Annotated in this window: 19 protein-coding genes; 14 read left to right on the top strand and 5 right to left on the bottom strand. The window is 52.7% G+C overall.

Annotation, left to right across the window (positions count from 1 at the left end; translation table 11 throughout):
- Nucleotides 1-17 precede the first annotated feature (17 nt).
- The 6 genes from ACQ9LF_RS11140 (at nt 18) to ACQ9LF_RS11115 (ending at nt 11,625) form a co-directional block, all read left to right on the top strand.
- Entirely contained in the window at nt 18-1,457 is a 1,440-nt protein-coding gene (locus ACQ9LF_RS11140) for a hypothetical protein (protein ID WP_462489482.1), read from the top strand.
- Nucleotides 1,454-1,954: a hypothetical protein gene (locus ACQ9LF_RS11135; RefSeq protein ID WP_462489481.1), complete on the top strand. Its 501-nt coding sequence runs from the start codon at nt 1,454-1,456 to the stop codon at nt 1,952-1,954. The genes ACQ9LF_RS11140 and ACQ9LF_RS11135 overlap by 4 nt, the downstream gene beginning before the upstream one ends.
- Nucleotides 1,955-1,986: 32 nt before the next feature.
- A complete protein-coding gene (locus ACQ9LF_RS11130; protein ID WP_462489480.1) occupies nt 1,987-2,286 on the top strand; it encodes an ACT domain-containing protein in 300 nt (99 codons plus the stop codon).
- 10 nt (nt 2,287-2,296) lie between these two features.
- Entirely contained in the window at nt 2,297-3,658 is a 1,362-nt protein-coding gene (locus tag ACQ9LF_RS11125) for a DUF711 family protein (RefSeq protein ID WP_462489479.1), read from the top strand.
- Between the two features lie 328 nt (nt 3,659-3,986).
- Nucleotides 3,987-9,722: a S8 family serine peptidase gene (locus ACQ9LF_RS11120; protein WP_462489478.1), complete on the top strand. Its 5,736-nt coding sequence runs from the start codon at nt 3,987-3,989 to the stop codon at nt 9,720-9,722.
- Between the two features lie 148 nt (nt 9,723-9,870).
- Nucleotides 9,871-11,625: a glycoside hydrolase family 71/99 protein gene (locus ACQ9LF_RS11115; protein WP_462489477.1), complete on the top strand. Its 1,755-nt coding sequence runs from the start codon at nt 9,871-9,873 to the stop codon at nt 11,623-11,625.
- Nucleotides 11,626-11,808: 183 nt separating this feature from the next.
- Here ACQ9LF_RS11115 and ACQ9LF_RS11110 read toward each other — a convergent pair whose 3' ends face one another.
- A complete protein-coding gene (locus tag ACQ9LF_RS11110; RefSeq protein ID WP_462489476.1) occupies nt 11,809-12,234 on the bottom strand; it encodes a hypothetical protein in 426 nt (141 codons plus the stop codon).
- A 329-nt stretch (nt 12,235-12,563) separates the two neighbouring features.
- Here ACQ9LF_RS11110 and ACQ9LF_RS11105 point away from each other — a divergent pair, with 329 nt between their 5' ends.
- From ACQ9LF_RS11105 to ACQ9LF_RS11075, 7 genes are all read left to right on the top strand, one after another.
- Nucleotides 12,564-14,153: a sulfatase family protein gene (locus ACQ9LF_RS11105; RefSeq protein WP_462489475.1), complete on the top strand. Its 1,590-nt coding sequence runs from the start codon at nt 12,564-12,566 to the stop codon at nt 14,151-14,153.
- A 121-nt stretch (nt 14,154-14,274) separates the two neighbouring features.
- Complete coding sequence (locus ACQ9LF_RS11100) at nt 14,275-14,922, top strand: TetR/AcrR family transcriptional regulator (protein WP_462489474.1); 648 nt, start codon at nt 14,275-14,277, stop codon at nt 14,920-14,922.
- Between the two features lie 192 nt (nt 14,923-15,114).
- On the top strand, nt 15,115-16,323 hold the full coding sequence (gene tyrS / locus ACQ9LF_RS11095) for a tyrosine--tRNA ligase (protein WP_462489473.1): 1,209 nt from the start codon (nt 15,115-15,117) through the stop codon (nt 16,321-16,323).
- 11 nt (nt 16,324-16,334) lie between these two features.
- Nucleotides 16,335-16,916: a hypothetical protein gene (locus ACQ9LF_RS11090; protein ID WP_462489472.1), complete on the top strand. Its 582-nt coding sequence runs from the start codon at nt 16,335-16,337 to the stop codon at nt 16,914-16,916.
- Nucleotides 16,917-17,382: 466 nt separating this feature from the next.
- The gene (locus ACQ9LF_RS11085) at nt 17,383-17,835 is read left to right on the top strand and encodes a Fur family transcriptional regulator (protein WP_462489471.1); all 453 of its coding nucleotides are present in this window, start codon (nt 17,383-17,385) and stop codon (nt 17,833-17,835) included.
- A gap of 132 nt (nt 17,836-17,967) precedes the next feature.
- Nucleotides 17,968-18,507 carry a bacterioferritin gene (locus tag ACQ9LF_RS11080; protein ID WP_462489470.1) on the top strand — a complete coding sequence of 180 codons (540 nt, stop codon included), beginning with the start codon at nt 17,968-17,970 and terminating at the stop codon, nt 18,505-18,507.
- Nucleotides 18,508-18,602: 95 nt separating this feature from the next.
- Nucleotides 18,603-19,262 carry a hypothetical protein gene (locus tag ACQ9LF_RS11075; protein ID WP_462489469.1) on the top strand — a complete coding sequence of 220 codons (660 nt, stop codon included), beginning with the start codon at nt 18,603-18,605 and terminating at the stop codon, nt 19,260-19,262.
- Nucleotides 19,263-19,522: 260 nt separating this feature from the next.
- On the opposite strand, the gene ACQ9LF_RS11070 is transcribed toward ACQ9LF_RS11075, so the two are convergent.
- The 4 genes from ACQ9LF_RS11070 to trmB all read right to left on the bottom strand — a co-directional run bounded on the left by ACQ9LF_RS11070 (nt 19,523) and on the right by trmB (nt 23,848).
- The gene (locus tag ACQ9LF_RS11070; protein WP_462489468.1) at nt 19,523-20,812 is read right to left on the bottom strand and encodes an outer membrane protein assembly factor BamB family protein; all 1,290 of its coding nucleotides are present in this window, start codon (nt 20,810-20,812) and stop codon (nt 19,523-19,525) included.
- Between the two features lie 78 nt (nt 20,813-20,890).
- Complete coding sequence (locus ACQ9LF_RS11065) at nt 20,891-22,270, bottom strand: glycosyl hydrolase (protein ID WP_462489467.1); 1,380 nt, start codon at nt 22,268-22,270, stop codon at nt 20,891-20,893.
- Nucleotides 22,271-22,304: 34 nt separating this feature from the next.
- Nucleotides 22,305-23,174 (bottom strand): fumarate hydratase, encoded by an 870-nt coding sequence (locus ACQ9LF_RS11060; RefSeq protein WP_462489466.1) that lies wholly within the window; start codon nt 23,172-23,174, stop codon nt 22,305-22,307.
- Entirely contained in the window at nt 23,171-23,848 is a 678-nt protein-coding gene (trmB, locus tag ACQ9LF_RS11055) for a tRNA (guanosine(46)-N7)-methyltransferase TrmB (RefSeq protein ID WP_462489465.1), read from the bottom strand. The genes ACQ9LF_RS11060 and trmB overlap by 4 nt, the downstream gene beginning before the upstream one ends.
- Before the next feature lie 276 nt (nt 23,849-24,124).
- Here trmB and ACQ9LF_RS11050 point away from each other — a divergent pair, with 276 nt between their 5' ends.
- The gene (locus ACQ9LF_RS11050) at nt 24,125-24,838 is read left to right on the top strand and encodes a cysteine hydrolase family protein (protein WP_462489464.1); all 714 of its coding nucleotides are present in this window, start codon (nt 24,125-24,127) and stop codon (nt 24,836-24,838) included.
- Nucleotides 24,839-24,961: the final 123 nt, after the last annotated feature.

Here is a 24,961-nt window from a genome sequence, read left to right as displayed (position 1 = left end):
AACCAGGAGTGCACAGCGTGGAACAACAAAATAGTATTGGTATCTATCTTATGCCGGAAGGGGCGTATTGTGCTGCCGTTTCCGCCAAAGGTTCCGGTGCCGGGATGCGATGCATATTTGTTCCGATTGGCGGAACCGAACAGGGACAGGTCGTCCTGACGGCGATGGCTCGCGAGATTCTGCGGCAGGCAGGCCCGTTTGACCAGGCTGCCGTGGCGGTTCGCAGCAACCTGATCAGTCAGTATTATCATCATTCGGAATTTGCCGAGGCCAAACAGGTCGAAAGTACCATTCGTTTTGATACCGAAGAAGTTGCCGCCACGGATGCATCGACCCTGGCGATAGCCTTCGAAATCACCGCTTCCGGTCCTGGCGGATCGGATGTGACGATCTTTACGGCAAGCCGGCAGACTCTGACAGATATTCTGCTGGATATCCAGGCGGGGGGACTGGACCCGTCTGTGATGGAGCCGGATGTGGTATGTCTGACCCGCTGCCTGGAACGTATTGACGGTTTTCGTGAGCCGGGTGCTATGTACCTGCTGGTTTTTGGCAGGACCTGTTATCTGGTTACTCCGGTTCATCCGGACTTTGCCCCCCGCGTTCGCACGTTTTTATTGCCCGAAGATCCGGACAAAACCGGGTCGCTTGCCCGGCAGATTATCCTGACTATCGCGGGCCTCAGCGAGATGGTGGCCGTCAAAAAACTGGTGCTGGTCGGTTACAGTGAAGGGATTGATAAGGCTCAGATGAATGCTCTCACCGGCCTGGCTGTCGAGACCGTGGATTTATCCAGACTGCTGACGCTGGAAATTCCGCACGACGTCAAACCCGATCAGCTCAACGGCTTTCTTTTTGCTGCCGGTTCGGCACTAGCCCTGACCGGCCGAACGCATCGTGCTGATTTTCGGCGTGATTTCATGCCTTATCAGGGCCGCCGCAGGATTCTCCAGCGAAGCCTTCAGGTTGTCAGCGTATCTGTGACTATCTTGTTTCTGGCGATGGGCCTGTATTTCCAGGTCAAGGCATGGCGAAACAGGGAGGATTATTCCCGGCTGCAGCAGAAGCTCAACGAGTCCTATAGTGCTGCGATGTACGGTGCCAAACGTCCGTCCAGTGAACCCATCTTGTCCAAGCTGCGGCGTACACTCAATACCGTCAAACAGCAGGCCTCGGGCATCCTGGATGAAAGCTCCGTGACCGGGCGACTGACCTATGTCCTTGAGTCAATCAATAATAGCCCTAAAACGGTGGATGTGAATATCAAAACCATAACCATCAGCGACCGGCTGATTACGATCGTCGGTGATACCAACAGCCGCACCAGCACACGAGAGTTGTTTGATGCCTTCAAAAAGCATAAGATGCTGGAAGTCACTGACGAACGGTTTAATACCGCCAAGAATCGGGATGAATTTGTCTTGACCCTCAAAGCCAAGGAGTCGCAATCGAAATGAAAGACTATATGAAAAATCCGATGGTCTATACCGTAGCAGTGCCGCTGCTGGCCGGATTGTGGCTGCTGTATACGTGGGCGGTGGCCTTTCCGGGGTCTGTCAAACTGTTGAATCAGGGAAAAGCCGATTACGAGGAAGCTGAAAAGCTGTTGGGCCAGATTCTGACGCTCGAACCGCAGCGGCTGTCCTATCAGCAGGAAAAGGGCAAGGCCAGCGAGTTTGATTATACCAATGTCATCGACCAGTTTACCAAGCAGTTTGCCATCGCCCCCGGCGATTACACGCTCAGTGTTCGTGGTGCCACTCGAAAGGCAGGGCAAACGATTAAGGGGGCTGACTTGTCGATTAAAACGATCGACATCGAAAAACTCAGTAAATTTATCTCGGCTTTGCTGATTCGCTGGCCGGAACTGGAATGCGAACGGCTGGCGGTGGAAAAGCTGCCCACCGGGAAAAACAACTGGAAAGTGACCCTCCGTCTGACTTATAAATATTAGGACGTCCACGCATCTGTATCAGGAGACCCTGTATGGCTAAGCCCAACCCGAAAAAAGCATCGCAAATTTGTATCCTGACTGTGACCGGCAGGGACAAGGTCGGAATTATCGCCCGGATAGCCGTGGCCATGTCCAAAGCCAATATCAATATTGTCGATGTCAGCCAGAAGATTATGAACGATTATTTTGTGATGAGTCTGGCCTGCGATATTGCCGAGGCGACACTCGATATGCCTGACATCCACAAGCAGCTCCAGAAAATCGCCAAGGACATGGAACTGAACATTACCTTCCAGCATGAAAATATCTTCAAAATGATGCACCGGGTATAAAGGAAAACCAATGTCAATTACAGTAGAAGAAATTTTCGAAACGGTCAATATGACCCTTCGGCAGCATTTTGATATCCGTACCGTCACCCTCGGCATCAATTTAAAAGACTGCATGGATCGTGACCTCGACCATTTCTGCGGGCGCATTCACCACCGCGTCAGCGAAAAAGGCATTCAATTGAACGCGATTGCCGATCGCATTGAGCACAAATACGGCATCCCGATTACCAACCGTCGTGTGGCGGTTACGCCGGCCTCGATTCTGCTGGAGCCGCTGCCGCGGACCCAGACCGTTGCGGTCCGGCTGGCTAAAACCCTGGACAACGCTGCTGCCAAAGCGGACATCGATTTTATCGGCGGCTTTGGCGCTCTCGTTCACAAAGGGGCCACCAGTGCGGATGAGAATCTGATGCTGTCGCTGCCGGCGGCATTGTCCCAGACTAAACGTGTCTGTGCCTTTTTCAATCTGGCCAGCACCCAGACCGGGATGAACATGACCGTCATCGAACAGTTTGGCCATATTCTCAAAGACCTTGCCCGCCGAAGCAAAACCGGTATCGGCTGTGCCAAAGTGGCTGTCTTTGCCAATGTTCCCGAAGACAATCCATTTATGGCCGGTGCTCATCACGGTATGGGGGAGCCGGATTATTCGCTCAATATCGGCATCTCCGGCCCCGGCGTCGTCAAGGCTGTCATCGAACAAAATCCCGACTGCGACCTGACGGAATTATCCGAAGTGATTAAGCGGACAGTATTTAAAATTACCCGTGCCGGTGAACTGATTGGTCGGGAAGTGGCGGAAATGATGGGTGTGCCCTTTGGTATTGTGGATATTTCACTGGCTGCGACGCCTGCGGCGGGCGATTCGGTTGCTGAAATCATCGAAGCCATGGGTGTGTCGCGAATGGGGCGTCCCGGCAGCACGGCAGCCCTGGCCCTGTTAATTGATGCCGTCAAAAAAGGCGGCTCCATGGCCTCCGGGAATGTGGGCGGCCTGTCGGGGACCTTTATTCCGGTCAGCGAAGACGCCGGGATGATTCGTGCCGTGAAAGAAGGGGCCTTGACCCTTGAAAAACTGGAGGCCCTGACCAGCGTTTGTTCTGTGGGAATGGATATGTTTGCCGTACCCGGCAGCACCCCCGCCGAGGTCATCAGTGCGATCATCGCTGACGAATTAGCGATTGGTGTCGCAAATAATAAGACCACCAGTGTCCGCATTATTCCTGTTCCCGGCAAACGTGCCGGGCAGATGGTGCATTTTGGCGGTCTTTTGGGGTCAGCACCCATTATGCCTGTCGCAAAAATAGCCAGCCCTAAATTTATTGCACGCAAAGGGCGAATGCCGGCTCCAATTTGTGCTTTAAGAAATTAACACAGTTTAATAATGTGATTTCTTTCACAGCATTTAATGGAGATATAGTGGCGTTGTAGGGGGTCAGTATAAATACCTAATTTAAACCACCCGAGCAGAAAACCATTGAGTTTTCTGCTCGTTTTTTTTATCATAACCATAGTCAGGCTTCGCATATCAAGGATTGGTTGACCTCGCAGTACACAGCAGAAGGATATACGGAGATAGTATTGCCGGAGGGACCCATGATCAGAGCAAGACGATATCACCACAAGGAACCGTGGTTGTTTTGCCATAAGTTCGTTTTGCATGTCTTGTTTCCAATCCTTTTTTCACAGGAGGGTTTATTATGAACAGAATCCTATCCATCATTTTGCTTGCTTTCATGCTGATTAGCCTGGTGGGTATCACGGCATTAGTCGCCCAGGAAGGTCAGCGGGTTGATCTATCCGTGCAGCCCGTTCCCGAAATGCAGCCTGAAGGCGATAATCGTTCACCTTCACAGGACGAGGTTGAAGAGATAGCTGCAGCATCCGAACCTCAGGGCATTGAGGGGGGAACCTTTGTTGCTGTTGCCGATAACGACCGCTATCCGGGCACAATCGCCGGCAAGCGATATCATGTCTGCGAAGACGGGACAGTCGAAGAGGTTATTGACACCGAAGACAAAACGAATTGGCGTTACGGCAAGATACACCCGCGGCTGCTGGCGGATGAAATCGGCAAGCCTCAGAAGAAAGTCCTCATCCAATTGCACAATGGCTTTGCCTTTCAGGCTGCCGAACCCGTGCGTCTGAGTTATCAGGCCTCCATCGAGACCTTAAGCGATCAAATCCGCCAGAAGATTCGTCAGCATCAGCAGCTTCGTACCCGGCAGGGGGCCGAGGAGTCTGTTGATACCGAACTTGACCCTTATCCCCGGCAGCTTCGAGATGAATTGGTTGTGTTGCATCGGCAACTTGACCAACAATTGGATCAGAAGCGCACGCATATCGCTCAGGTGATTTGTCAGCAAATGGCTCCGCGTATGGATGCGATCCGCCAATGGCTTCAGATGCGTCAGTGCAGAATTGATTCTGAGAGTGCTCTGGCCGGCTGCTTTGGCTGTGAGATGACCCCGGCGGACATTGAAGCCGCCGCATTGCTGGCTGATGTCGAAAACCTCACTCCGGACTCGGAATGCTCCTATGACCTCGACCAAAGCAACTGTATGCTGGGATCTTCGGGCTTCTGGAACGCCGGCTATGACGGAGGGGCCTACGACGTGGCCATCATCGACAGCGGCATTCGTGAGACACATACCTATTTGAAATACCGCAATCCGCCGGATAGCAATCCCCGCGATATCTACAAAAAGACCCCGGGGTATGATAGCAGCCATGGCACTCGTACCGCCGGCGTAGTGGCCAGCACGCACTCAACATTTAAAGGCGTTGCCTTTGGCCTTGATAAGATATTTGATGCCCGCAGTGGTTCGATGGCGACTTCGATGGCATCGATCGACTGGGTTCTCAACCATTCCTCCGGTGACAGCCCTGAAGCCATTAACCACAGCTTCAGTTATTATGAGTATGATGACGAATTTGGCGACTATGAGCGTTTTCTGGATGCGGTCGTTTATGCGATGGACACGATGGTGACCAAATCCGCCGGCAACGCAGGCCTGGTGGAACTGGGTTATCCCCAGTCTGCCAATGTCATGTCCGTCGCCAATCTGAGCATCTATGATACCTGTACCACCAGCGATGATGTCATCCGCTCCTCCAGCAGCCGTGGTCCCACGGATTCCGGCCGCCGCAAACCCGACATTACTGCTCCCGGCGCTGACACCTGGAGTACGGACACGGCAAGCAATACGGCGTTTGCCAATCACGGCGGCACCAGTGCTGCAGCACCCCATGTCGCCGGTGCGATCCTGCTGCTTCAGGATGCCGGCGTGACCAGCCCCATCGCTCAGAAGGCCATTTTGATTAATACCGCCACCACCTGGTCGGATAATGATACGCTGGATACCTATGGAGACGATGGCCCTGTTGACGGTGACCGCTGGGACAAAAGTTACGGGTGGGGTGTGATGAACCTGGCTCATGCCAATTTTCATCGTACGGATTTTTTTATTGACAGTGTGGTTGCTCGCAACGACACACCTGCTGCCGACGATTACAAATTGTACAAAGGCTATATGTATGCCAATGAAAAGGCCACTGTGGTCTGGAATCGCCGCGTCGCGTACAATGGTTCATCCAATCCAACGACTTATTATGCCACGACCGATATCAATCTTCGCGCCTACGATGAAACCACGGGATCTCAGTTTGACAGTGACCTTGTCCATAGCGGCAACAACGTTCACCAGATTTCTACCAGCACCGCTCGCAGTGTCATCATCAAGGTCTATTGCTGGAGCAGCAGCATCAGCGGGGCTTCTTCAGAAACATTTGCCCTGGCCACTGAAGAAAACTTTCAACGTGTTTCGCCGCCGTCATTTTCCACGACTCTAACCATGCCGTCTCTGATTTATTTCAATACCCAGTTTGTTGTCAAGGCCAATATCACTAATACCGGCGGCGTGATGGCTCAGAATGTCTCGGTTGATCTGACTCTTCCGGCCGGATTTTCCCTCGTCTCAGGCGCCGACCCGCAAATCGTCGGCGATATTCAGGCCGGACAAACCGCACAGGCCACCTGGACGGTTCAATCCGGTGGTACGATGGGGACGTTTACCATCTCAACTGCCATCAGCAGTTCCTGCTATGCGGAGACCTATACCGGTTTTGCATCCCGGACGATCACCGTCAGTTCATCGGCCCTGCCGAACCTGACTTATACCACAGAAACCGGCTGGAGCTATCCGATTGTCCCCCGAAATCTCGGCGATTCAGGCGGGACGGACTGTCTGATTACCGCAACCCTGCCGGGCAATACCGACGACACCTATTTCAACTGGGTCGTCCGCAATGCCGGTTCCGTGGCTGCGGGGGCCTACCAGATGCGGCTGTATGTGGATGACCGTCTCTTTGAATCAAGCAATCTGACCAGTCACCCCGCAATGCACAATTACCGATGGCTTAATCAGCTGTATCCCGGCAATACCATTACCGGCGGAAGACATACGGTATCGTACTGGCTGGATGTCAACGATACCGTCGGAGAAACCAATGAAACCGACAACGAATGGGCCAGACAATTTATCTGGAGTCCCTATGCCCTGTCTGATGATACTCCCTTATTACGCAACGCCCCGCCGGTCAGTGATGGCGGGTGGGACCGCTTGACCGGTACCAAATGGTATAATAACGATGGCTTTAGTTTTGTCCTGGGGTATTCCGGATCAAACAAGTGGTGGTCGGCCGTCGGCATCCTGCCTGCCGCGGATACGGCCAACTACGATTTGCGATTATGGGACATCGGCAGTTATACCGGAAGCGAGGGCGGCTTCGGCAGCGGCTATCTCGAATATTCCACCTATGGCGGCAGTGCCTCCGATTTTGTTATCGTCAACGATAACAAAGCAGCGGCCGGCACCTATTATGTCGGGGTTATCAATGCCAATACAGCCGCCTCCCAATATCGCATCGAAGAAAGCACCAGTTTGCCGCTGGGCCGTCGTCCCGGTACCGAGTGGAATGGCCCCTATGTCCAGGCCATGACCAATGTCCTGGATATGTACGAGGTTTATCTGCCGACGGGTACCTATTATATCCTGCTGGACCAGACTGCCGGCTCCTGTGATCTGGGCATGAGTCTCTACGCCCCGTCAACCGTTACCGCCCGCAAGAATGAATACCTGACCGATGCCTATGCCAACAATCTGGCCGAGGGTGCAGATGAATCTTTCCAATTAACCATTACCACTGCCGGATATTATGGCCTGGCTGTCTGGAAGGTCGATTCTTCCGATTACAACAAGTCGACGACCTACCGAATCGCAGTTGGCAATCCTGCGGTAAAACTGTTATCTCCCAACGGCGGCGAAGTGATACCCGCCAATACCCTCAGGACCATTACCTGGGATAATTTCGGCAATCTGGACCACACGGTCCGTCTGGAACTGAGCCGCAATAACGGTACCACCTGGACTCCTATCATCAACAGCACGGATAACGACGGCAGTTATACCTGGAATGTTCCGCTGCCCGGCTCCACACAATGTCTGATTCGTGTAACCAGCAATGCCGATCCGGCCTATACCGATATCAGCGATGCCGTCTTCACCATTGACGGCAGTGGAATTCCTGCCGATATCCATGTTCGCCAGGATTCTGCGAACATCCTCTCCGGGGGAAGTTTTGATTTTGCCCGGGTTAATCTCGGATTCTATCGCGATGTCGAATTTACCATCAACAACCTCGGCGGCGTCAATCTGAATCTGACCGGTTCGCCGTATGTCCAGATTACCGGCCCTGATGCAGCCGCCTTTGTTGTTACTGCCCAGCCTGCCACACCGATTGGTTCCATGGAAAGCAATTCCTTCACGATTCGCTTTTCACCTGCGGCGGTGCGGACGTACCTGGCAACGGTTCAAATCGCCAGTTCCGATCCGGATGAAAATCCCTACACCTTCACCTTGAAAGGGATCGGTTCTCTGCCGTGGACCTTCTATGTGGATGACGATGCTCCCTCCGATCCCGGCCCAAACAACCCCGGACTCAGCGATCCGCTCGAAGACGGCAGCAGCGACCATCCCTTCGACACGATACAGGAGGCCATCCAGGCCGCCTCTCATGCTGATACCGTGATTGTCCGCATCGGAACCTACAACGAAAATATCAACTTCCTCGGCAAGAATATCACCGTCGAAAGCACTAATCCGCTGAACTGGACCACTGTGTCCAGCACTGTTATTGATGCCAAAGGCATCGGGTCCGTTGTGACCTTTGTCTCCGGTGAAACCAGCCAGTGCGTCCTGTCCGGATTCAATATCCGCAACGGCGGCGGCACCGAAGTCACATTTGTCGGAATGCCCACCGTCGCCGGCGGCGGCATCTTCGCCAAAGACAGCAATCCAACCATTGCCAACAGCATCATTGCTTACAATAATGCCGAACTGGGCGGCGGTCTCTATGCGTCCAGTGCCGATGTGGATCTGCTCAATTGCCATCTCTACAGAAACCGCGCCACCAATTATCACGGCGGCGGCCTCTATCTGACCGATAATTCCAACGTCTCGATAGAAGCCTGCAAGCTCTACACCAATACAGCGGTTTCCGCCGGTGGCGCTATTGCCATCCAAATGGGATCCAATGCAGGCATTGAGGATTGCGATATCTATCTTAATACGGCTGATTCCGGCGGCGGTATCTATGTTGCCAACTCCGCCAAGACTTCGCTGAACCACTGCCGTATCTTCAACAATTCCGTAACCGGAAGAAATGGCAAGGGCGGCGGTATAAAACTGTGGAGCGCCCCCATCAAGGTCTATAACACGACCTTCTACGGCAACAGTGCCGCTGTCGAAGGCGGTGCCGTTCAGTGTGCTTATACAGACGGAGTCCTCCTCAATAGCTGCATCTTCTGGAACAACACCGCACCGTCCGGCCCCAATGTCTATCTCCGGTACACCGAAAGCAGTGTATCCTATGCCTCCGTTATGACGATTAAATACAGTGATGTCATGAACGGTCTGGCAAGCTGTGTGGTCGATGCCGGCTGCACGCTGAATTATGATCGCTCCAACTTCGACAAAGACCCGCTGTTTGCCACGCCGGGGGGCGATTTCCACCTCCTGTCCAAAGCCGGACGATGGAACCCGACGTTGAACGCCTGGGTCAAGGACGCTACGACCAGTGCCTGTATCGATGCCGGCGACCCGACCCTGAAGTGGGCCGCCGAACTCTGGCCGCACGGCAAACGCATCAATGTCGGCGGCTACGGCGGTACCCCGCAGGCCAGCATGTCTCCCTCATCCGTGGGTCTGCTGTGCGACTTTGACAACGACGGCCTCGTTGAAATCGACGATCTCCGCCGGATGGCCGATGTCTGGCTGGAAGCCGATCTCCTGCTGGAAGAAAACACCACCCGCAGCGGACGTGTCGATCTGGCCGATTTCAGTCTGTGCTCAAGCCAATGGCTGCTGACCGAATAACAGCAGTACAGGCAGAGTTTAACATATTGGTGTCGCCCCCCGGATGGTGTGCCGTCCGGGGGGATTTTTATTTCTTTGTCGCAATCCGCTGTTACCTTGACCGCCGCCGACACGTCCTTGCTATGGTGTATCTGCAAAAGGCTTGACAATGATTCAAAAAGGAATTGTTTTGACGGTTTTGATGACGGCATTTACCGCCGTCCTGTATCGCGAGCTGCCTGCGATGGATTATTACGCCGATACCTGGCCGGCCGTCGATGCCCTCGGTCGCACACTCCCCGACCACGCCGAATGCGGTGACCCCAAAGAAAACCGCACCGTTGGCATCTTCTATTTCCTCTGGCTGGGCAACCACGGCAGCTATGGCCCCTGGGACATCACCGAATTGCTCAAGGCCAACCCCGACGCCCCCCAATACGGCGCCCCCGGCCAGTTTCATTTCTGGGGCAAACCCGAGCTGGGCTATTACACCTCCGACAGCGATTACGCCATCATTACCCACGCCCGCCAGCTTTCCCAGGCCGGCATTGATGTCCTGATCTTCGATGCGACCAACACCTTCACCTATCACCAAACCTATCTGAAAGTGTGCAAACTCTACACATGGATTCGTCAGCAGGGTGAGCCGACCCCGCAAATCTGCTTTGTTACCCACAGTGCCAGCAAACAGACCATCGAAACACTCTACGACGAGTTTTATTCCAAAAATCTCTATCCCGAACTATGGTTCCGGTGGAAAGGCAAACCGCTCATGCTCGGCGACCAAGCCGATTTCCCAAAGCTTGCTCCCGCTGTCCGCGATTTCTTCACTCTGCGTCACTGCTGGGCCTGGACTGCCGGCAAAGACACCTGGAACTGGGTCGAAAACTGGCCCCAGCAGTACAGCTGGACCGAATCCAAAGACAAGCCCGAAGAATTATCCGTCGCTGTTGCCCAGCACCCGGTATCCAACATCGGCCGCAGCCATTTCAACAATAAACAGCCGCCAACCGACCGCTACGGCCTGACCCGCTTTACCGACAAGGGCCTGTATTTCTCCCAGCAGATTCAGCGGGCCCTGGAAGTTGCGCCCGAATTTGCCTTCATCACCGGCTGGAATGAATGGGTTGCTCAGCGATTTATAAAAGAAGAAACCAACGGAGCTGACCAAATGCTGGGCAGGCCTCTCAAGACCGGCGACACCTTCTTCGTGGATCAGTACAATCAGGAATACAGCCGCGACATCGAACCCATGGAAGACGGCCATACCGATAATTATTATTATCAGATGATTGGCTTCATCCGAAAATACAAAGGTGTCCGTCCTGTCCCCGTTGCCGGCCCCGAAACGACCATCGCTATCGACGGCCGCTTCGACGACTGGACCGGCGTTACCCCTGACTATGCCGACAGCCGCCTGGATTGCATGACCCGCAACGAAAAAGGCTTCGGCGATGCCGGCCCCTACATCAACACCACCGGCCGCAACAATTTTATCTGCCTCAAAGTCGCCTCCGATGCCCAAAACCTCTATTTCTATGCCCGCTGCGAAAAGCCCATCACCCCCCATACCGATCCCAACTGGATGCTGTTGTTTATCAATAGCGACGAAAATCCCGACACCGGCTGGGAAGGCTACGACTATCGCATCAACGGCAAAGTCGTCGATGCCGCCTCGACCACCCTGCAATCCGCCCGGCCCGACGGACTCTGGCAGGATAAGACAACGTTACGCTATTGCGTCAGAGGCAATGAAATGGAACTCCGCCTGCCCAAAGACCAGATAGGACTCTCCAGCCCGAAATTCAGCTTTCAATTCCACTGGGCCGACAACATCCAAAAACCCGGCGACATCCTCGAATTTGCCCGCAGCGGCGACAGCGCCCCCGAACGCCGCTTCAACTACCACTACATCCGAAAATAAGAAATGAGTTACAGGATGATGTATGTATCTACCATCAATGCTGCTTTACCGGCTTTGGGTAGGCTATGTCCGCAGGACAATGAATTCGATAAAAATGCTTATCTTGCACGATGCAGAATCCCTTTTTCCATGTCCTGGATTCTGCATGGAAACAAAAAATGGGTCACAACGCAATCCGAAGCATCAATACGATGCCTCGCTGCTGCGATTGGTCACACTGGCATACTGAGGACGCGATTCTTCAACGCAGTTCATCAAATCCACGGCCTCGGGATATTTGCCGCTTTCAACCAGAGGATCCAGCAGCAGTCTGGCGTGCTGATAGTTGCCTTGCTCAATATATTGACGTGCGTAGTCGAGTTTTGCCTGTTCAATGGTCTTTTGCCACCGTTGTTCGGCGGACTGCTGATACGCGGCCTTCATATCACAGCCTGTGAGGGCCACAACCACAAGGACCATCACGGCCACAAAGGTCGTTTTGACTGTCGAGAGTTTCATAATTTCTCTCCTTGTCTTGATTGCCGATAAAGCCATGACGGTATCTGCAGAACGCTGCCTCTTTTCGCCCTTGGCAAAACAAAGCAGCTTGGCTGGTATCATCATGTTCATCGGCTGAAAAACCTTTGTTACTGTTTGGCTGTCGTTTTCTGAAAGTAGTATCTCTACCCGTATGACGCTTTACTATACTATACTAAATAAACAGGCACAAAGTTACACCAGTTTGAAAAAAGTCCACAAATCCAGGGCTGCTGTATCTGTTTTCGACCATCAATCCCCGTTTTCTTTGCAAAAAAGGCCTTCATAAATGAGTTTTAAGGCGATTTAAAAGACAAAATAAACGGTTGTATCGATAAGATAAATTCCTTTATAATAGCCTTAAAATAACCCCCACGTTATCGGACGAACAGTGGATTATAAAATGGTTTTGTTAAGGGGAAATGAAGGTGAATCGCAGAACGTTCCTGAAAAACACCGGACTTGGATTGCTGGGATTGACCGTTTTAGGCAATTCCACACTATATGCAGATTCCGACCAGCGTCGTCCCCCCAACATCTTGTTTATCTTTTCCGATGACCATGCATTGCAGGCCCTGGGCTGTTATCCAACGCGACTTCAGGACTTTATCCGTCGCCATCACATTACCCCATCCATCGACCGAATTGCAGCCGAAGGTGCTGTCTTCGAACACAGCTTCTGCTGCAATTCCATCTGCGGCCCCAGTCGGGCCGCTGTGCTGACCGGCAAACACAGCCACATCAACGGATTCATTGATAATTCAAACAAGCCCTTTGACGGCAGCCAATGGACATTCCCCAAAGCATTTCAGGCCGCCGGCTATCAAACCGCGCTGTTTGGCAAATGGCATCTGATCAGTAACCCCACTGGATTTGATCGCTGGGAAATATTGCCCGATCAGGGACAGTATTATAATCCTGTCTTCATTTCACCTGCAGGCCGAAAGCAGCAGTATGGTTATGTGACTGACATCATCACCGACAAGACGATCGACTGGCTCTCGCACCGTGATACCACAAAGCCATTTATGGTTATGTGTCAGCACAAGGCTCCGCATCGCCCATGGCTGCCGCCGTTGCAGTATCTGGACCTGCTCAAAGACCAGACTGTCCCCGAACCCGAAACCCTGTTTGATGATTATCAGAATCGAGCTTCGCCTGCTTCGCAACAGGAAATGACCATTGATCAGCACATGACGCTCACCTCCGACCTGAAGGTATTGCCCACGACCATCAGCAATCCCAATCAAATCCCCGGCGAGATTGCCCGCATGACCCCCCAGCAGCGTAAGGCCTGGGATGCCTATTATAACCTGCGAAACGAGGCCTTCCGCAAAGCCAATCTGCAGGGCAAAGAACTGGTGCAGTGGAAATATCAGCAATACCTCAAGGATTATCTGGGATGCATCAAATCCATCGACGACAATGTCGGTCGGCTTCTGGCCTGGCTGGATGAATCCGGCCTGTCGGATAATACCATCGTCATCTACTGTGCCGACCAGGGCTTCTATCTGGGCGAACACGGCTGGTATGACAAGCGATGGATGTACGAAGAGTCGCTGGCGATGCCATTCATTATTCGCTGGCCCGGCGTCGTCAAGGCTGGCAGTCGTTTCAAACCTATGATACAAAACATCGATTATGCCCCCACGTTTCTGGAGATTGCGGGATTGACGATACCACCAGAAATACAAGGTCGATCCTTTGTATCAATACTGAAAGGGCAGATTCCAGACGATTGGCGCAAGAGTGTGTACTATCATTACTATGAATTCCCTCAACCGCATCATGTGGCGCCGCACCGCGGAGTCCGTACCGAGCAATACAAACTGGTGCATTACTACCGAACCGATGAATGGGAGTGCTTCGACCTCAAGACGGATCCCCAGGAAATGCGAAGTGTCTATGCCGACCCAGCCTATGCCGAGATAGTCCAGGAACTCAAGCAGGAACTGGCCCGGCTGGAAAAGCAATATCAGGTTCCGCCGCTGGCACAGAAACAGAATACATAGTATCGCCAATACGATAGGTGGATGATTTGGTTAAAAGTCTTGACATTTTTGTGTAATCAGCATATGATATTATTTCAAACAAATGTTTGAAATGTGCGTTTTTCAGTGAGAGGATTTTCTTATGGATCAACATACTCCAGCAACTCAGCGTGATGCCGGTAAAGATTCTGTTCGTGAACGCCTTCTGGATGCTGCCGAGGTGCTGTTTTGTGAACGAGGATTTGACGGCGTCTCCGTTCGCGACCTGACCGGCCGGGCCAATTGCAATGTCGCGGCAGTGAATTATTACTTCGGCGGTAAAGACAAGTTGTATCAGGAGATGTTCAAACGTCAGGTACAGGATATATCTTGTCGTCAAATTGCACGCATTAATGAGGCCATGAGTGTTCCCAATCCGACGCTCGAATCCGTTTTGCGGGAGATTATCCTTATCCCGCTGCTGGCCGCTTACGAAAAACAGCAGCGTGGCCAGATTATGCGGCTGATGGTGCGGGAGGTGTTGAACAAAACGGTACATGGTGAGGCAATCCTTGAGGCGTTCCATACCCAGATGATGACCCATGCGGTGCAGGCCCTTCGCACCCTTGTCCCTCAGCTTGATGATAAACAGGCCCGCCTGGCCGTCTTTTCTGTGGATTCATTGAAAATCCACCCCTTCTTGTTTATGGACGAGTTCTTTGCCGTCAATCCCGGGATTCATTTTGAGGAGTTGGTCAACCATATTATCTTCTTCGCCGCCGCAGGCATTCGGGCCATGGCTGCCAGGTAATCAATACCTCCAGATAGGATTCAAGCATTCAGTACAATTAATTGGGTTCGTTTGGTTATTTGATGCCTTCATGCAGGTCGAGGTGGGGGGATAAAAGCCGGGAGTGTCTGCTTGCAAAAGGCAGGCCGGGCGGCTATAATACATCCTTCTATGAACCTAAGTGATTCACATACGACCCGTTAGGACAAATGTATGACAGTCGAAGTTGCCCAACAAATGGAGATTCTCAAGCGTGGTACCGTCGAGGTTTTCCGAGAGGATGAGCTGGCCCAGCGTATTGCCGAGGCTCGCAAAACCGGCCGCCCTCTGCGTGCCAAACTCGGCATGGACCCGACGGCGCCGGATATTCATCTGGGGCATACGGTGGTGTTACGTAAGTTACGTCAATTCCAGGATTTAGGGCATAAGGCGGTCCTGATTATTGGCGATTATACCGCCCGTATCGGCGACCCGACGGGGCAGAATACAACCCGGCCAATGCTTAGTCCCGAACAGATCAAAACCAATGCCCAGACGTATTTCCAGCAGGCCGGAAAAATTCTGGATATGTCGCCGGACAAAGTCGAGGTCCGGTTCAACAGCGAATGGCTGGCCGACCTGAAACTGGCCGATATTATCAAGCTGACGGCATCGATGACTGTGGCCCGGATGCTCGAACGGGATACGTTTGAAATCCGCTATAAAAAGGGGGATCCTATCGGAATTCACGAGTTTTTGTATCCGCTGATGCAGGGGTATGATTCGGTGGCGATCAACAGCGATGTTGAGTTGGGCGGCACGGACCAGACGTTTAACAACCTGGTCGGGCGGGATTTGCAGCGTATCGCGGGGCAGCCTGCTCAGATTGTCATTACAATGCCGATTCTGGTGGGGCTTGACGGCGTTCAGAAGATGAGCAAGTCCAAGGGCAATTACATTGGCGTAACCGACAGCCCTGCGGATATGTTCGGCAAGACCATGAGCATTCCAGACAATCTGATGGAAAATTACTTTACTCTGCTGACCGATGTGCCTGTGGAAAAAATTAAAGAACTGACTGACCCGAACAAGACCCACCCCAAGCAGGCCAAGGTTCTGCTGGGCAAGATGATTGTTGAGCAGTTTTATGATAAGCAGGCTGCCGAGGATGCGGCGGCAGGTTTTGAGAAGGTCTTTGCCCAGAACCAGTTGCCGGATGATATGCCTGAGGTGACCATTGGGGCCGAACCGGTTATGGCGTCCAAACTGCTGCTTCACTGCAAGCTGGTTGACAGCGGCGGTGAGGGCAAACGGATGATTCTGCAGGGTGGTGTCAAGATTAATGAAGCCAAAGTCGCCGACCCAAGTGAGATGATTACTCCCGCCAACGGGATGATTGTTCAGGTTGGTAAACGGAAATTTGCGAAACTTGTCATAGGTTAAGGACGGCGGATATGAAATTGCCGGTGATTGATAATACAAAACGATATGTTGGGCTGTATGTGGTGGATTTCGGCGGGCATAGTGCAGTGGGATTTACGGCGCTGGAGGTTGCCGAGCTGCTGGAAAGCGAGCAATTCGCTGATATTAAGGTCTACAAAATTCACAATGCCTACCCGGACGGTACGATGGAACTGGTGGGGGTACCGAATGAGACATTCGAGCTTGAGGCCGGGATGTTCTTTTATGCCGGCGATGAGACGACTGCGCGGGATGATTTCAAGCGTCTGACAAATATCGCGGTGACCTCTTCTGCTCCGTCTCGTGCGAAGGTGCATCTGGCCCGGCTTTCGGATAATGCATTTGTTACGGCGCTGATTTATCCTGCCGAGTACGATGACCAGTTTAGCCGGTGGCTGCTGGATAACCGTTATATGACTCAGGGTGTTGCTGAGGGAGGGACTGGGGCTGTGCAGCGGTACTATGATATCCCCAAAGAGATCCTCGATCAGAGGCAGCTGTTTGCAGCCGACTCCTTTGAGCAGCTGACTGGTGTTGAGCTTCTAGCTGCCACGCGCCGCGTTATGGTACGGTAAAGGATGTCAGTGATGAGGCCGTCTGTCTGTCAATCTAAAAAAACAGGTTGGCTGGGGAGGATTGCCGGGCTTTTGGGGGGAATCTTTGGCACAGGGAGATTGCCAGTCCGCCAGAAAGACCTGCAGCGTCTGGATTTCCCGACGTCTTCGCAAAAGATAGGGGTTACTTTTACCGAAACAATTCGGGCGGTATTCCGGATGCGGTGGATTCGAAAGAAGTAGATGTAAGCCTTTGTTTTTCAATGGTTTATAAAAATATTCTGAAAATGTTAATTAAAATATCACACTTGGCCGAAGTACCAAGTGCAAGAGTTTTCTCCCCTCCGGAAAACATCAGGAAAACCCAAAAGTTTCCTGATGTTTTCTTTTGCGCCTGGAAAGGCTTATTTTTTTGTTTGCTGAACAAGAATCATTCTTATATAGTAATCTTTAGAGGTAGAGGTACTATTCTCTAAATTAAAGCACTATGATATCCAGAACCAGCAAAGAACTATTGGAGCAGTTTCGTGCCCAATGCAAGGCCCGGGGACTGAGCATTACACCTCAACGAACTGCGATTTACGAGGCGCTGATCAGCTCCCAGGACCATCCTCGCACAGAAGATATTTATCATCGCGTCAAGACGGCCTTTCCGGATATGTCCATTGATACAGTCTATCGGACGCTGTGCCTGTTTGCGGAGATCGGATTTGTGCATCTGGTTGAAGGCTACGGCGAGGCCAAACGCTATGATCCGGATACAAAATGTCATCATCATTTCCGGTGTCTGCGGTGCGGGCGGATATTGGATTTCACGGAGCCGCGGTTTGATGCGCTTGAGGTGCCGGAGCGTTTCAAACACAATTGTGCTGTTTCGAATATTAAGGTGGTACTGGAGGGTGTTTGCGACCAGTGTCTCCAAAAGACCATAGAATCGTAATGTAAAGGTGGGAATCCCTGTAAAACGCGTTGGATTGATTACCGGGAGCCGCTATAATATCCGTACCAGGTCGAGTATGGGTAGTCAGGATAAAAAAATGATAACCACGAAACTGAATCATGGAGGTAAACGATGAGTCCGAGTTCAAGGGAACAAGCCAAACAGAAAGTCATCGAAGTGTTAAACAAGGCCCGCGCCATGGAGCTTCAGGCCATTCATCAGTATATGAACCAGCATTATAATCTGGACAACATGGATTACGGCGAGCTGGCGGCGAATATGAAGCTGATTGCCATTGACGAAATGCGTCATGCCGAGATGTTTGCCGAACGCATCAAGGAATTGGGCGGTGAGCCGACAACTGAGCCGCTGGAAAAGCCGGTCAAGGCCCAGAAGATTGAAGTGATCTATCCGTTTGATTCCAAACTGGAAGACGACACCATTGCCGATTACAACCAGTTTCTGCTGGTCTGCCGCGAAAATGGCGACAGTATCAGTATGAAGCTGTTTGAGACCATCATTGACGAGGAGCAGGCTCATTTTAATTACTTCGACAATGTCAATGAGCATATCAATACCCTTGGGGCGGCGTATCTGGCCAAGATTGCCGGAACACCCGCCGAGACCGGCCCGGCCTCCAAAGGCTTTGTGGTTCAGGGCGGTCAGGCATAATGAACGACTATCGAACCGCCATGCCGGTCCTGCGGGATAGGGCATGGCGGTGCTTTTGCTGCGGTGATTAATCCCCCTAAGGCAGGAGACAGACAATGCGACATGGATGGATAGCACTGGGTATTGGAATTGGGATTCTGCTGGCAGGATGTCGGCCTGTGGAGCCGCCGCGACCGGCTATTCGGCTGGTGTGGGATTTTGAACAGGAGACACTCGGGACGCTGCCTGTCCCCTGGATGGCTGCCGAGACAGCCGGAAAGCAGATGCCGGCCACGTGGGAAATTGTGGGGGATAGCTGGGGCAAGGCAATCGGGCTGACCCAGACCCGCAATACCGGCCAGACCTGTAATTTGCTGCTGGCGATGAACAGCCGGCTGGCCAACCTGCGGCTGTCAGCCAAGATCAAGGCTGTCAGGGGGACAAACCAGCAGGGCGGCGGCATTGTCTGGCGGGCCCTGAACGGGGATAATTATTATGCTGCGCAGTGGGATGCTCTCACCCAGCAGGTGCGGTTGTATTGCGTCATTCAGGGGCAACGCCAGATGCTGCAGTCGGTCCGTGTGCAGGCGGATCCGACGACCTGGCATACGCTGAACATCGAGCATTTCCGCGAACGCATCACAATTACGATGGATGACCGTTTTGTCATGAAGCAGCAGGACGATATGCTGCCGCTGCCGGGGATGATCGGGCTGTGGACCCAGGCCGATGCGGTGACGATGTTTGACGAAATCCGGGTGGATGAAATTAAATAGGCCGGCAGCAGTACCGTGATAGATAACCGGGGTGCAACACAAGCACGCGGGCGGAAGCTGTATCATTGTGCCGCGAGGATCGCCACAGGATACATCGAAAAGGTACTTCGCCGCGACTCGGGCGGACAACATCATTCAGGGGCAGTATCTTATACTTGACCGCGGCAAATTGGTGCCTGTCAAGCCGGACTTTTCTCCATGACAAAGAGATTCAATGTGCTGACGGTTCTGTATGTCTGAGTCTTAAAAAATGTGGCGAGTTATTTTGTTGTTCCATAACAATAGAGGTTTTTAGCCGTTCGCAGGAACACTTTGTTGTCGGCAATGATGATGGAGGAATCGACGGGTTGTTCGCCGAGATTGTGAGTGCTCAGGACGCGAAACGCTGCAGGGTCGGCGGCGGCGATGGTTACCACGCCTTGTCGGTTCACCAGGTACAGCTTTCCATCGCCGGCGGCAATCGAGGCATAATACATGTCGGCCCTATCCAACTGGGCCGTCCAGTGCACCTGTCCGCTTCTGGGGTTGAGACACGTCAGCGTCTTATTCCTTTCGGCAATCTGGTACACATTTCCCTGATAGACCGCCGCACAGGTGATATCTGATCCCGGCTGGTCCATCCTCCAGACTTGCGACGGCTCATTGGCGGCAAGCTTGTCCAGGTCTAGTGCAAAGGTTCTGTCGCCACGCGGCCAGGAACAAACCAGAATTCCGTCGGCAGCGACAGGGGTCGGAATCTGCCGGTCGATGGTTCGCTTTTTGTCGGTAATATAGGTATAACGCCACAGCTCTTTTCCGGTCTGCGGGTCGTGGCCGGTTACACAGTCTGCCCCGTACACCACCACATGCATCTTGCCGGCTATCGAAACGGGCAGCGGGGTCGTGTATGCGTTGGTTGATTCCTCGCGGGCATCCGTCGGCCGGGTTTGCCTGAAAATGGTCTTGCCATCGGCGGCATTCACACACAACAGATAGGAATCCAGTTCCGCGGCACTGTCGGCGCGGGAGGACTTCACACGGCGCAGGACAGGGATATAAAGCCGCTCCTCCAGCAGCAGCGGGCTGGAACTGAAGCCGAAATCCAGCGTCAGCGGGCCGTAATCGGCGACCAGGTTGCGCTTCCATATTTCCTTGCCAGACGTGTCCAGCTTGACTAAGGTTCCCTCGCCGAATAAAAAGACGGCGCCATCTGCCTGTGCACACGGTGAACACGAGGCCATGGTATTGCCGGATGGAAGTGTCTTGTCAGCACGGGCGGCGGTGTACTGCCAGAGAACCTGGCCGGTTGCGGCGTCCAGGCACATCGCCAACAGCCGGTCAGAGCCGTTTTCCGTCGAGGCCAGATACACCTTGCCGGCGGCGATGACCGGCGTGGCCGAAGACTTGCCCGGCATGGGGGTCTTCCACAAAAGCGTCTGGTTGGGGTCCAGTACCGCCGGCAGATTCTTGGCGTCAGTGGAGCCGTTGAAATAAGGTCCTCGCCATTGCGACCACTCTGCTGCCAACGCAGCCGAACCCAACAGAATCAATGCCCAAATATGCATTCTCATAACGCCGTCTCCACAAAATATGTGATTGCTCTTATTGTTTCGGAATCCTCTGTTTGACGGGGCGAAAATCGAAGCTCCCTATGCGACCTCAATGATTATAGGGTGGTTACTCAGTGTCAGGGGGATCGCCTCTGTCTTTGTTAGTATCTGAACCGGTGATATTCCTTTTGTTGGATGATAGACTTTTATCCGTTCCCTGGGGCTGTCCAGTGTTATGGTGATGGTATCTTCGCCGCCGGTAAAGCGTTCACCCCATACGACCAGACAAAATGTGCCATTTTGTTTTTGCAAAAGCAGGTCGTGTACCGTGTCAGGCTGGTTTGCGATGGCATATGCCAGTTTTCCTGGAGTCGCAAGAGCACTCTTGTCGGCCAGAATTGTTGTCAGGTTATGCAGATAGGTTGCGGCCAGCCGCGGCGTATAATCCGGCCTGTAAAAACCAAAGGTCTGATTGCCGGCCTCATCCGAGCGGTCTCGCAGAAGATAAACGGAGGTATATTTCCAGCCCCGCTTGAATTGAGCCAGATAGACACTCATATACAGCAAGGCCTGAACCTGTTCGGTGATCGTGTCATCCAGGGTGATGCCGGTTTCGGTGGTGACTCTTGGCAATGTCAACAACTCAGAGTCTGAATAGCCGGCATATTGTTTTCGCCAGGTTACGCCGTAATTTCCATATAAACCATCCACTTTGCAGGCCGAGGTGGGGTCTGCGGCAATCCACGTCTGGTTATCGTGCAGTCCCGCCCAGCTCGGATGTGTCATATAATTATGACAATTTGCATAGTCGGCATAGGTTGTCCCGTCCGGCATCAGACAGCCGGCATTGTTGGGGATGGTCAGGAATTGCAGTCCGACGTTATCTGTCTGGGCGCCGCTTTCGCTGATGTTCCAGACGGGATAGTCCTTCAGCACGGAATCTCTTTTGACGGCTTCGTACAAATCCCGCTGCAGTGCCGCGACTGCCATCCATGACGCATCCTTTCCTCCCGTCTGTCCCTGGTAGGTAATTGCCCAGTTGTTCGGCTCATTGTTGCCTTCCAGGGCCAGCAGTGCCCCAACCGCGGCTAATTGCCGGGCACCGTCGAGTAATTTGCCAAGGTCGGTTCCGCCGCTCATCAGGCCGTAGCTGAATCGAACGCCGGTTCGCTTGTGAGCCTCAATCAAATCGCGAATGGGGATGCCGCTTTCATAACCCGCCCGGATCCAGCGTACCCCCAGGTAGCGAACGGCTTTGAGTGTACTGAGCAGGTTTTCTCCTCGTACTGATACCGCCGAACAGATGCCGATGGAGTCGAGAAAATCATTGGCACTGACAGCAGAGCAGAGGGGGATTGTGTTCTTGCCTTCCGTCGTGTCAGCAGCCGAAATGACTGTCGGCCCTGCTGTCATGATTGCCGCAGCGGTCAGACTCTGCTGCAGGAATGTCCGTCGCGTCAGCGTGGTGCCATTGAACATCCGTCCTTCCTTTCTTAATGTGGAGGCTGGGGTATTAAATGATTATGCCTGCATGACGATGGCTATGGCATTCAATATTGACCGCAACCGGCAGTGAGGCGATATGGCAGGGAGCGGTTTCGATGAATACTCCCAGGGCTGTAGTGTCGCCGCCCAGCCCCTGCGGGCCGAGACCGGTAGCGTTTACTGCGGCAAGCAGTGTTTTTTCCAATTCCGCATAATACGCGTCGGGATTGTGCGAGCCGATTTTGCGAAGCAGGGCCTTTTTGCTCAGCAGACAACATTGCTCAAAATCGCCGCCCAGCCCCACACCGACGACAAACGGCGGGCAGGCATTGGCCCCGGCATTGTTGACAACATCGACAATCCATGCCGCAACATTGTCCGTTTTTTCTGTGGGATTAAACATCCTGAACTGGCTTTTGTTCTCACAGCCGCCGCCTTTGGCCATCACCGTGATATGGATCCGGTCCCCGGGAACCAGCGACACATGAATGACCGCCGGGGTATTGGTGGTGGTGTTCTTGCGAAGATGCAGCGGTTCGGCGACCACGCTTTTGCGCAGGAAACCATCGTTGTATCCCAGCGTTATCCCTTCGTTAATGGCGGTAATCACAGTGGCATCGGTTTTGTCATGAGGCGGCGTTACTGCGATCTGGTTACCCAGTTCCACAAATACAATTGCCAGGCCGGTATCCTGACACAACGGAATCCGCTCTTTTTCGGCAAGGTGATAATTCTCAATCAATTGGTCCAGAATTTGCCTGGCACGAGGATGCGATTCTTTGGCGACGGCATCCTGGAGAGCCTGCTTGACATCTTCCGGCAGTTGATATGCGGCACGAATGGCCAGTTCTTTGACGGCGTCTACGATGACATGATATGGAACATTTCGGGTAATCATTCCGCTTCATCCTTATCAACAGGCATGACCCACCTGGTTTTATCCACCAGTTCAGCGGCGATGGTGTAGGTCTTTCGGCCTTCCTTCAGGTATTTGCGCTCATAATTGGTGCCGACGGTTTCGCCTTCCTGTGCTCCGGCCGGCCGGATAAAATCGATGGGCTTCATGGCACCGCAGGCGAATGCTCGTCCCAGCACCTCGGTCATCTGATGAAAATAATCCTCGTGATCCGTGGCCAGATTAATCTTGCCCGAACAAGTCAGGCAGCGAAGGATTGCCCCCAGATTTACATCGCAGAAAAACCGCCGTTTATGATGTCTTTTTTTGGGCCATGGATCAGGAAAGTAAATATGAAAGCAATCTACGGACTGGTCCGGGAAATAATCGTGCACCAGCTCAGCGGCATCGGCCCGAATCAGTCGGACATTACTCAGGCCCCAGCGTCCCATGCGATCCACGGCATAACGATAATATTTATTGGCCCATTCGATACCCAAATAATTTATATCCGGATTGGCGCGTGCTTCGGAGACCAGAAAGGTCCCCTTGCCGGAGCCGATTTCCACATGAACAGAGGCGGAACGTCCGAAAATAGCGGCAAAATCAATCCTGTTATCGATATCTTCAAATGAAACAGCGATGTCTGAAAAATCTCTTAATTTTCTAAATTGCATTTTACTAGCCTGAATTTTCCTTTAAAATACGAGTGTCTGGCTGGTTGCCCATGGTCAAATGGGTCCCCCCGTCTTTATTAGCAGGGAGCCGATAATAGGGATTTTGCAGAAAAAACTATTAAAGTCAAGGATTGTATCGTTCGATACGGCTAATTGGTGAGAACTGTCTAAAATTGGCTTACGTAAACACGATGTGGGAAGTTGGATATTGGCCGGAAAACCGACCAGCAATCCCCTAAATACAGAGGTAGTCCGGCGAAATAGAGGTGAGGCTATATGATCAGGCCGGCATTGACATTACGAAGGCGACGCGTGCTGGTGGATGTGGATGTCCAGCATGATCTGTTTTTGGCCAATGGGAAAGCCTGTGTCAGGAATCATCGGCGCGTTCTGGCCAATATTCGTCGAACGATGGCTTGGGCACGTCGTGAACGGATTCGCCAGATATCACTGGGAATGGTTCATGACCCCGACCATCATGGAGCCAACGGTCACAATGGTCAGTACTGTATTGCAGGTTCCGAGGGCGTTCGCAAGATTCATTATACCCTTCGCAAACGTCATGCTGATTTCGGCGATGATGCCGGCACGGACCTGCCGCGTCAGCTTTTACAGGATTACGAGCAGGTAATCCTGTATCGTCACACCGAAGATCCCTTCGAACAGCCGCGTATCGATCGGTTGCTTAGCGAAACGCGTGCGACGGAGTATGTTGTTGTTGGCGGGGTCGTTGAAAAAGCAATCAAAATGCTGGTTCTTGGTTTGTTGATTCGTCGTCGGGCTGTAACCCTGCTGACGGATGCTCTGGGCAGCCATGATAAAGCGGCCGCCGAGGTTGCTCTGCGGCAAATGCATGCCAAGGGGGCCAAACTTACCGACACTAAAACACTGCTGGGGGCTTCTCATCTTCGTATGGTTTACGCCTGTACCTGTGATCGCTGCCGCGGAAAGCTGCAGCAGAAAGCGGGCCTCGAAGAAAGCACTCTGTAGCGATTTTGGTTTGTCTTTAACACAACCTTTATTTTGCCAAATCTTTGATTTCCTCAGCGGTCAAAGCCCGGTTGTAGATCTGGACATTTTCGATCAGCCCGCTAAAGAAGCTCTGGAACGTGT

The organism is Anaeroglomus insulsum (genome assembly GCF_050689095.1).
GTDB lineage: Bacteria > Planctomycetota > Phycisphaerae > Sedimentisphaerales > Anaerohalosphaeraceae > Anaeroglomus > Anaeroglomus insulsum.
Note: the sequence above shows the minus strand (reverse complement) of the source record. Positions and strands in the feature narration are given on the sequence as shown.

What these genes read in the sequence shown, in the direction of transcription:
- ACQ9LF_RS11110 (WP_462489476.1), bottom strand. Translation starts at nt 12,234, where the DNA reads ATGAACATGATGATACCAGCCAAGCTGCTTTGTTTTGCCAAGGGCGAA.
- ACQ9LF_RS11070 (WP_462489468.1), bottom strand. Translation starts at nt 20,812, where the DNA reads ATGAGAATGCATATTTGGGCATTGATTCTGTTGGGTTCGGCTGCGTTG.
- ACQ9LF_RS11090 (WP_462489472.1), top strand. Translation starts at nt 16,335, where the DNA reads ATGAAATTGCCGGTGATTGATAATACAAAACGATATGTTGGGCTGTAT.
- ACQ9LF_RS11115 (WP_462489477.1), top strand. Translation starts at nt 9,871, where the DNA reads ATGATTCAAAAAGGAATTGTTTTGACGGTTTTGATGACGGCATTTACC.
- ACQ9LF_RS11120 (WP_462489478.1), top strand. Translation starts at nt 3,987, where the DNA reads ATGAACAGAATCCTATCCATCATTTTGCTTGCTTTCATGCTGATTAGC.
- tyrS (WP_462489473.1), top strand. Translation starts at nt 15,115, where the DNA reads ATGACAGTCGAAGTTGCCCAACAAATGGAGATTCTCAAGCGTGGTACC.
- ACQ9LF_RS11130 (WP_462489480.1), top strand. Translation starts at nt 1,987, where the DNA reads ATGGCTAAGCCCAACCCGAAAAAAGCATCGCAAATTTGTATCCTGACT.
- ACQ9LF_RS11065 (WP_462489467.1), bottom strand. Translation starts at nt 22,270, where the DNA reads ATGTTCAATGGCACCACGCTGACGCGACGGACATTCCTGCAGCAGAGT.
- ACQ9LF_RS11125 (WP_462489479.1), top strand. Translation starts at nt 2,297, where the DNA reads ATGTCAATTACAGTAGAAGAAATTTTCGAAACGGTCAATATGACCCTT.
- ACQ9LF_RS11050 (WP_462489464.1), top strand. Translation starts at nt 24,125, where the DNA reads ATGATCAGGCCGGCATTGACATTACGAAGGCGACGCGTGCTGGTGGAT.
- ACQ9LF_RS11100 (WP_462489474.1), top strand. Translation starts at nt 14,275, where the DNA reads ATGGATCAACATACTCCAGCAACTCAGCGTGATGCCGGTAAAGATTCT.
- ACQ9LF_RS11075 (WP_462489469.1), top strand. Translation starts at nt 18,603, where the DNA reads ATGCGACATGGATGGATAGCACTGGGTATTGGAATTGGGATTCTGCTG.
- ACQ9LF_RS11085 (WP_462489471.1), top strand. Translation starts at nt 17,383, where the DNA reads ATGATATCCAGAACCAGCAAAGAACTATTGGAGCAGTTTCGTGCCCAA.
- ACQ9LF_RS11105 (WP_462489475.1), top strand. Translation starts at nt 12,564, where the DNA reads ATGAAGGTGAATCGCAGAACGTTCCTGAAAAACACCGGACTTGGATTG.
- ACQ9LF_RS11135 (WP_462489481.1), top strand. Translation starts at nt 1,454, where the DNA reads ATGAAAGACTATATGAAAAATCCGATGGTCTATACCGTAGCAGTGCCG.
- trmB (WP_462489465.1), bottom strand. Translation starts at nt 23,848, where the DNA reads ATGCAATTTAGAAAATTAAGAGATTTTTCAGACATCGCTGTTTCATTT.
- ACQ9LF_RS11080 (WP_462489470.1), top strand. Translation starts at nt 17,968, where the DNA reads ATGAGTCCGAGTTCAAGGGAACAAGCCAAACAGAAAGTCATCGAAGTG.
- ACQ9LF_RS11060 (WP_462489466.1), bottom strand. Translation starts at nt 23,174, where the DNA reads ATGATTACCCGAAATGTTCCATATCATGTCATCGTAGACGCCGTCAAA.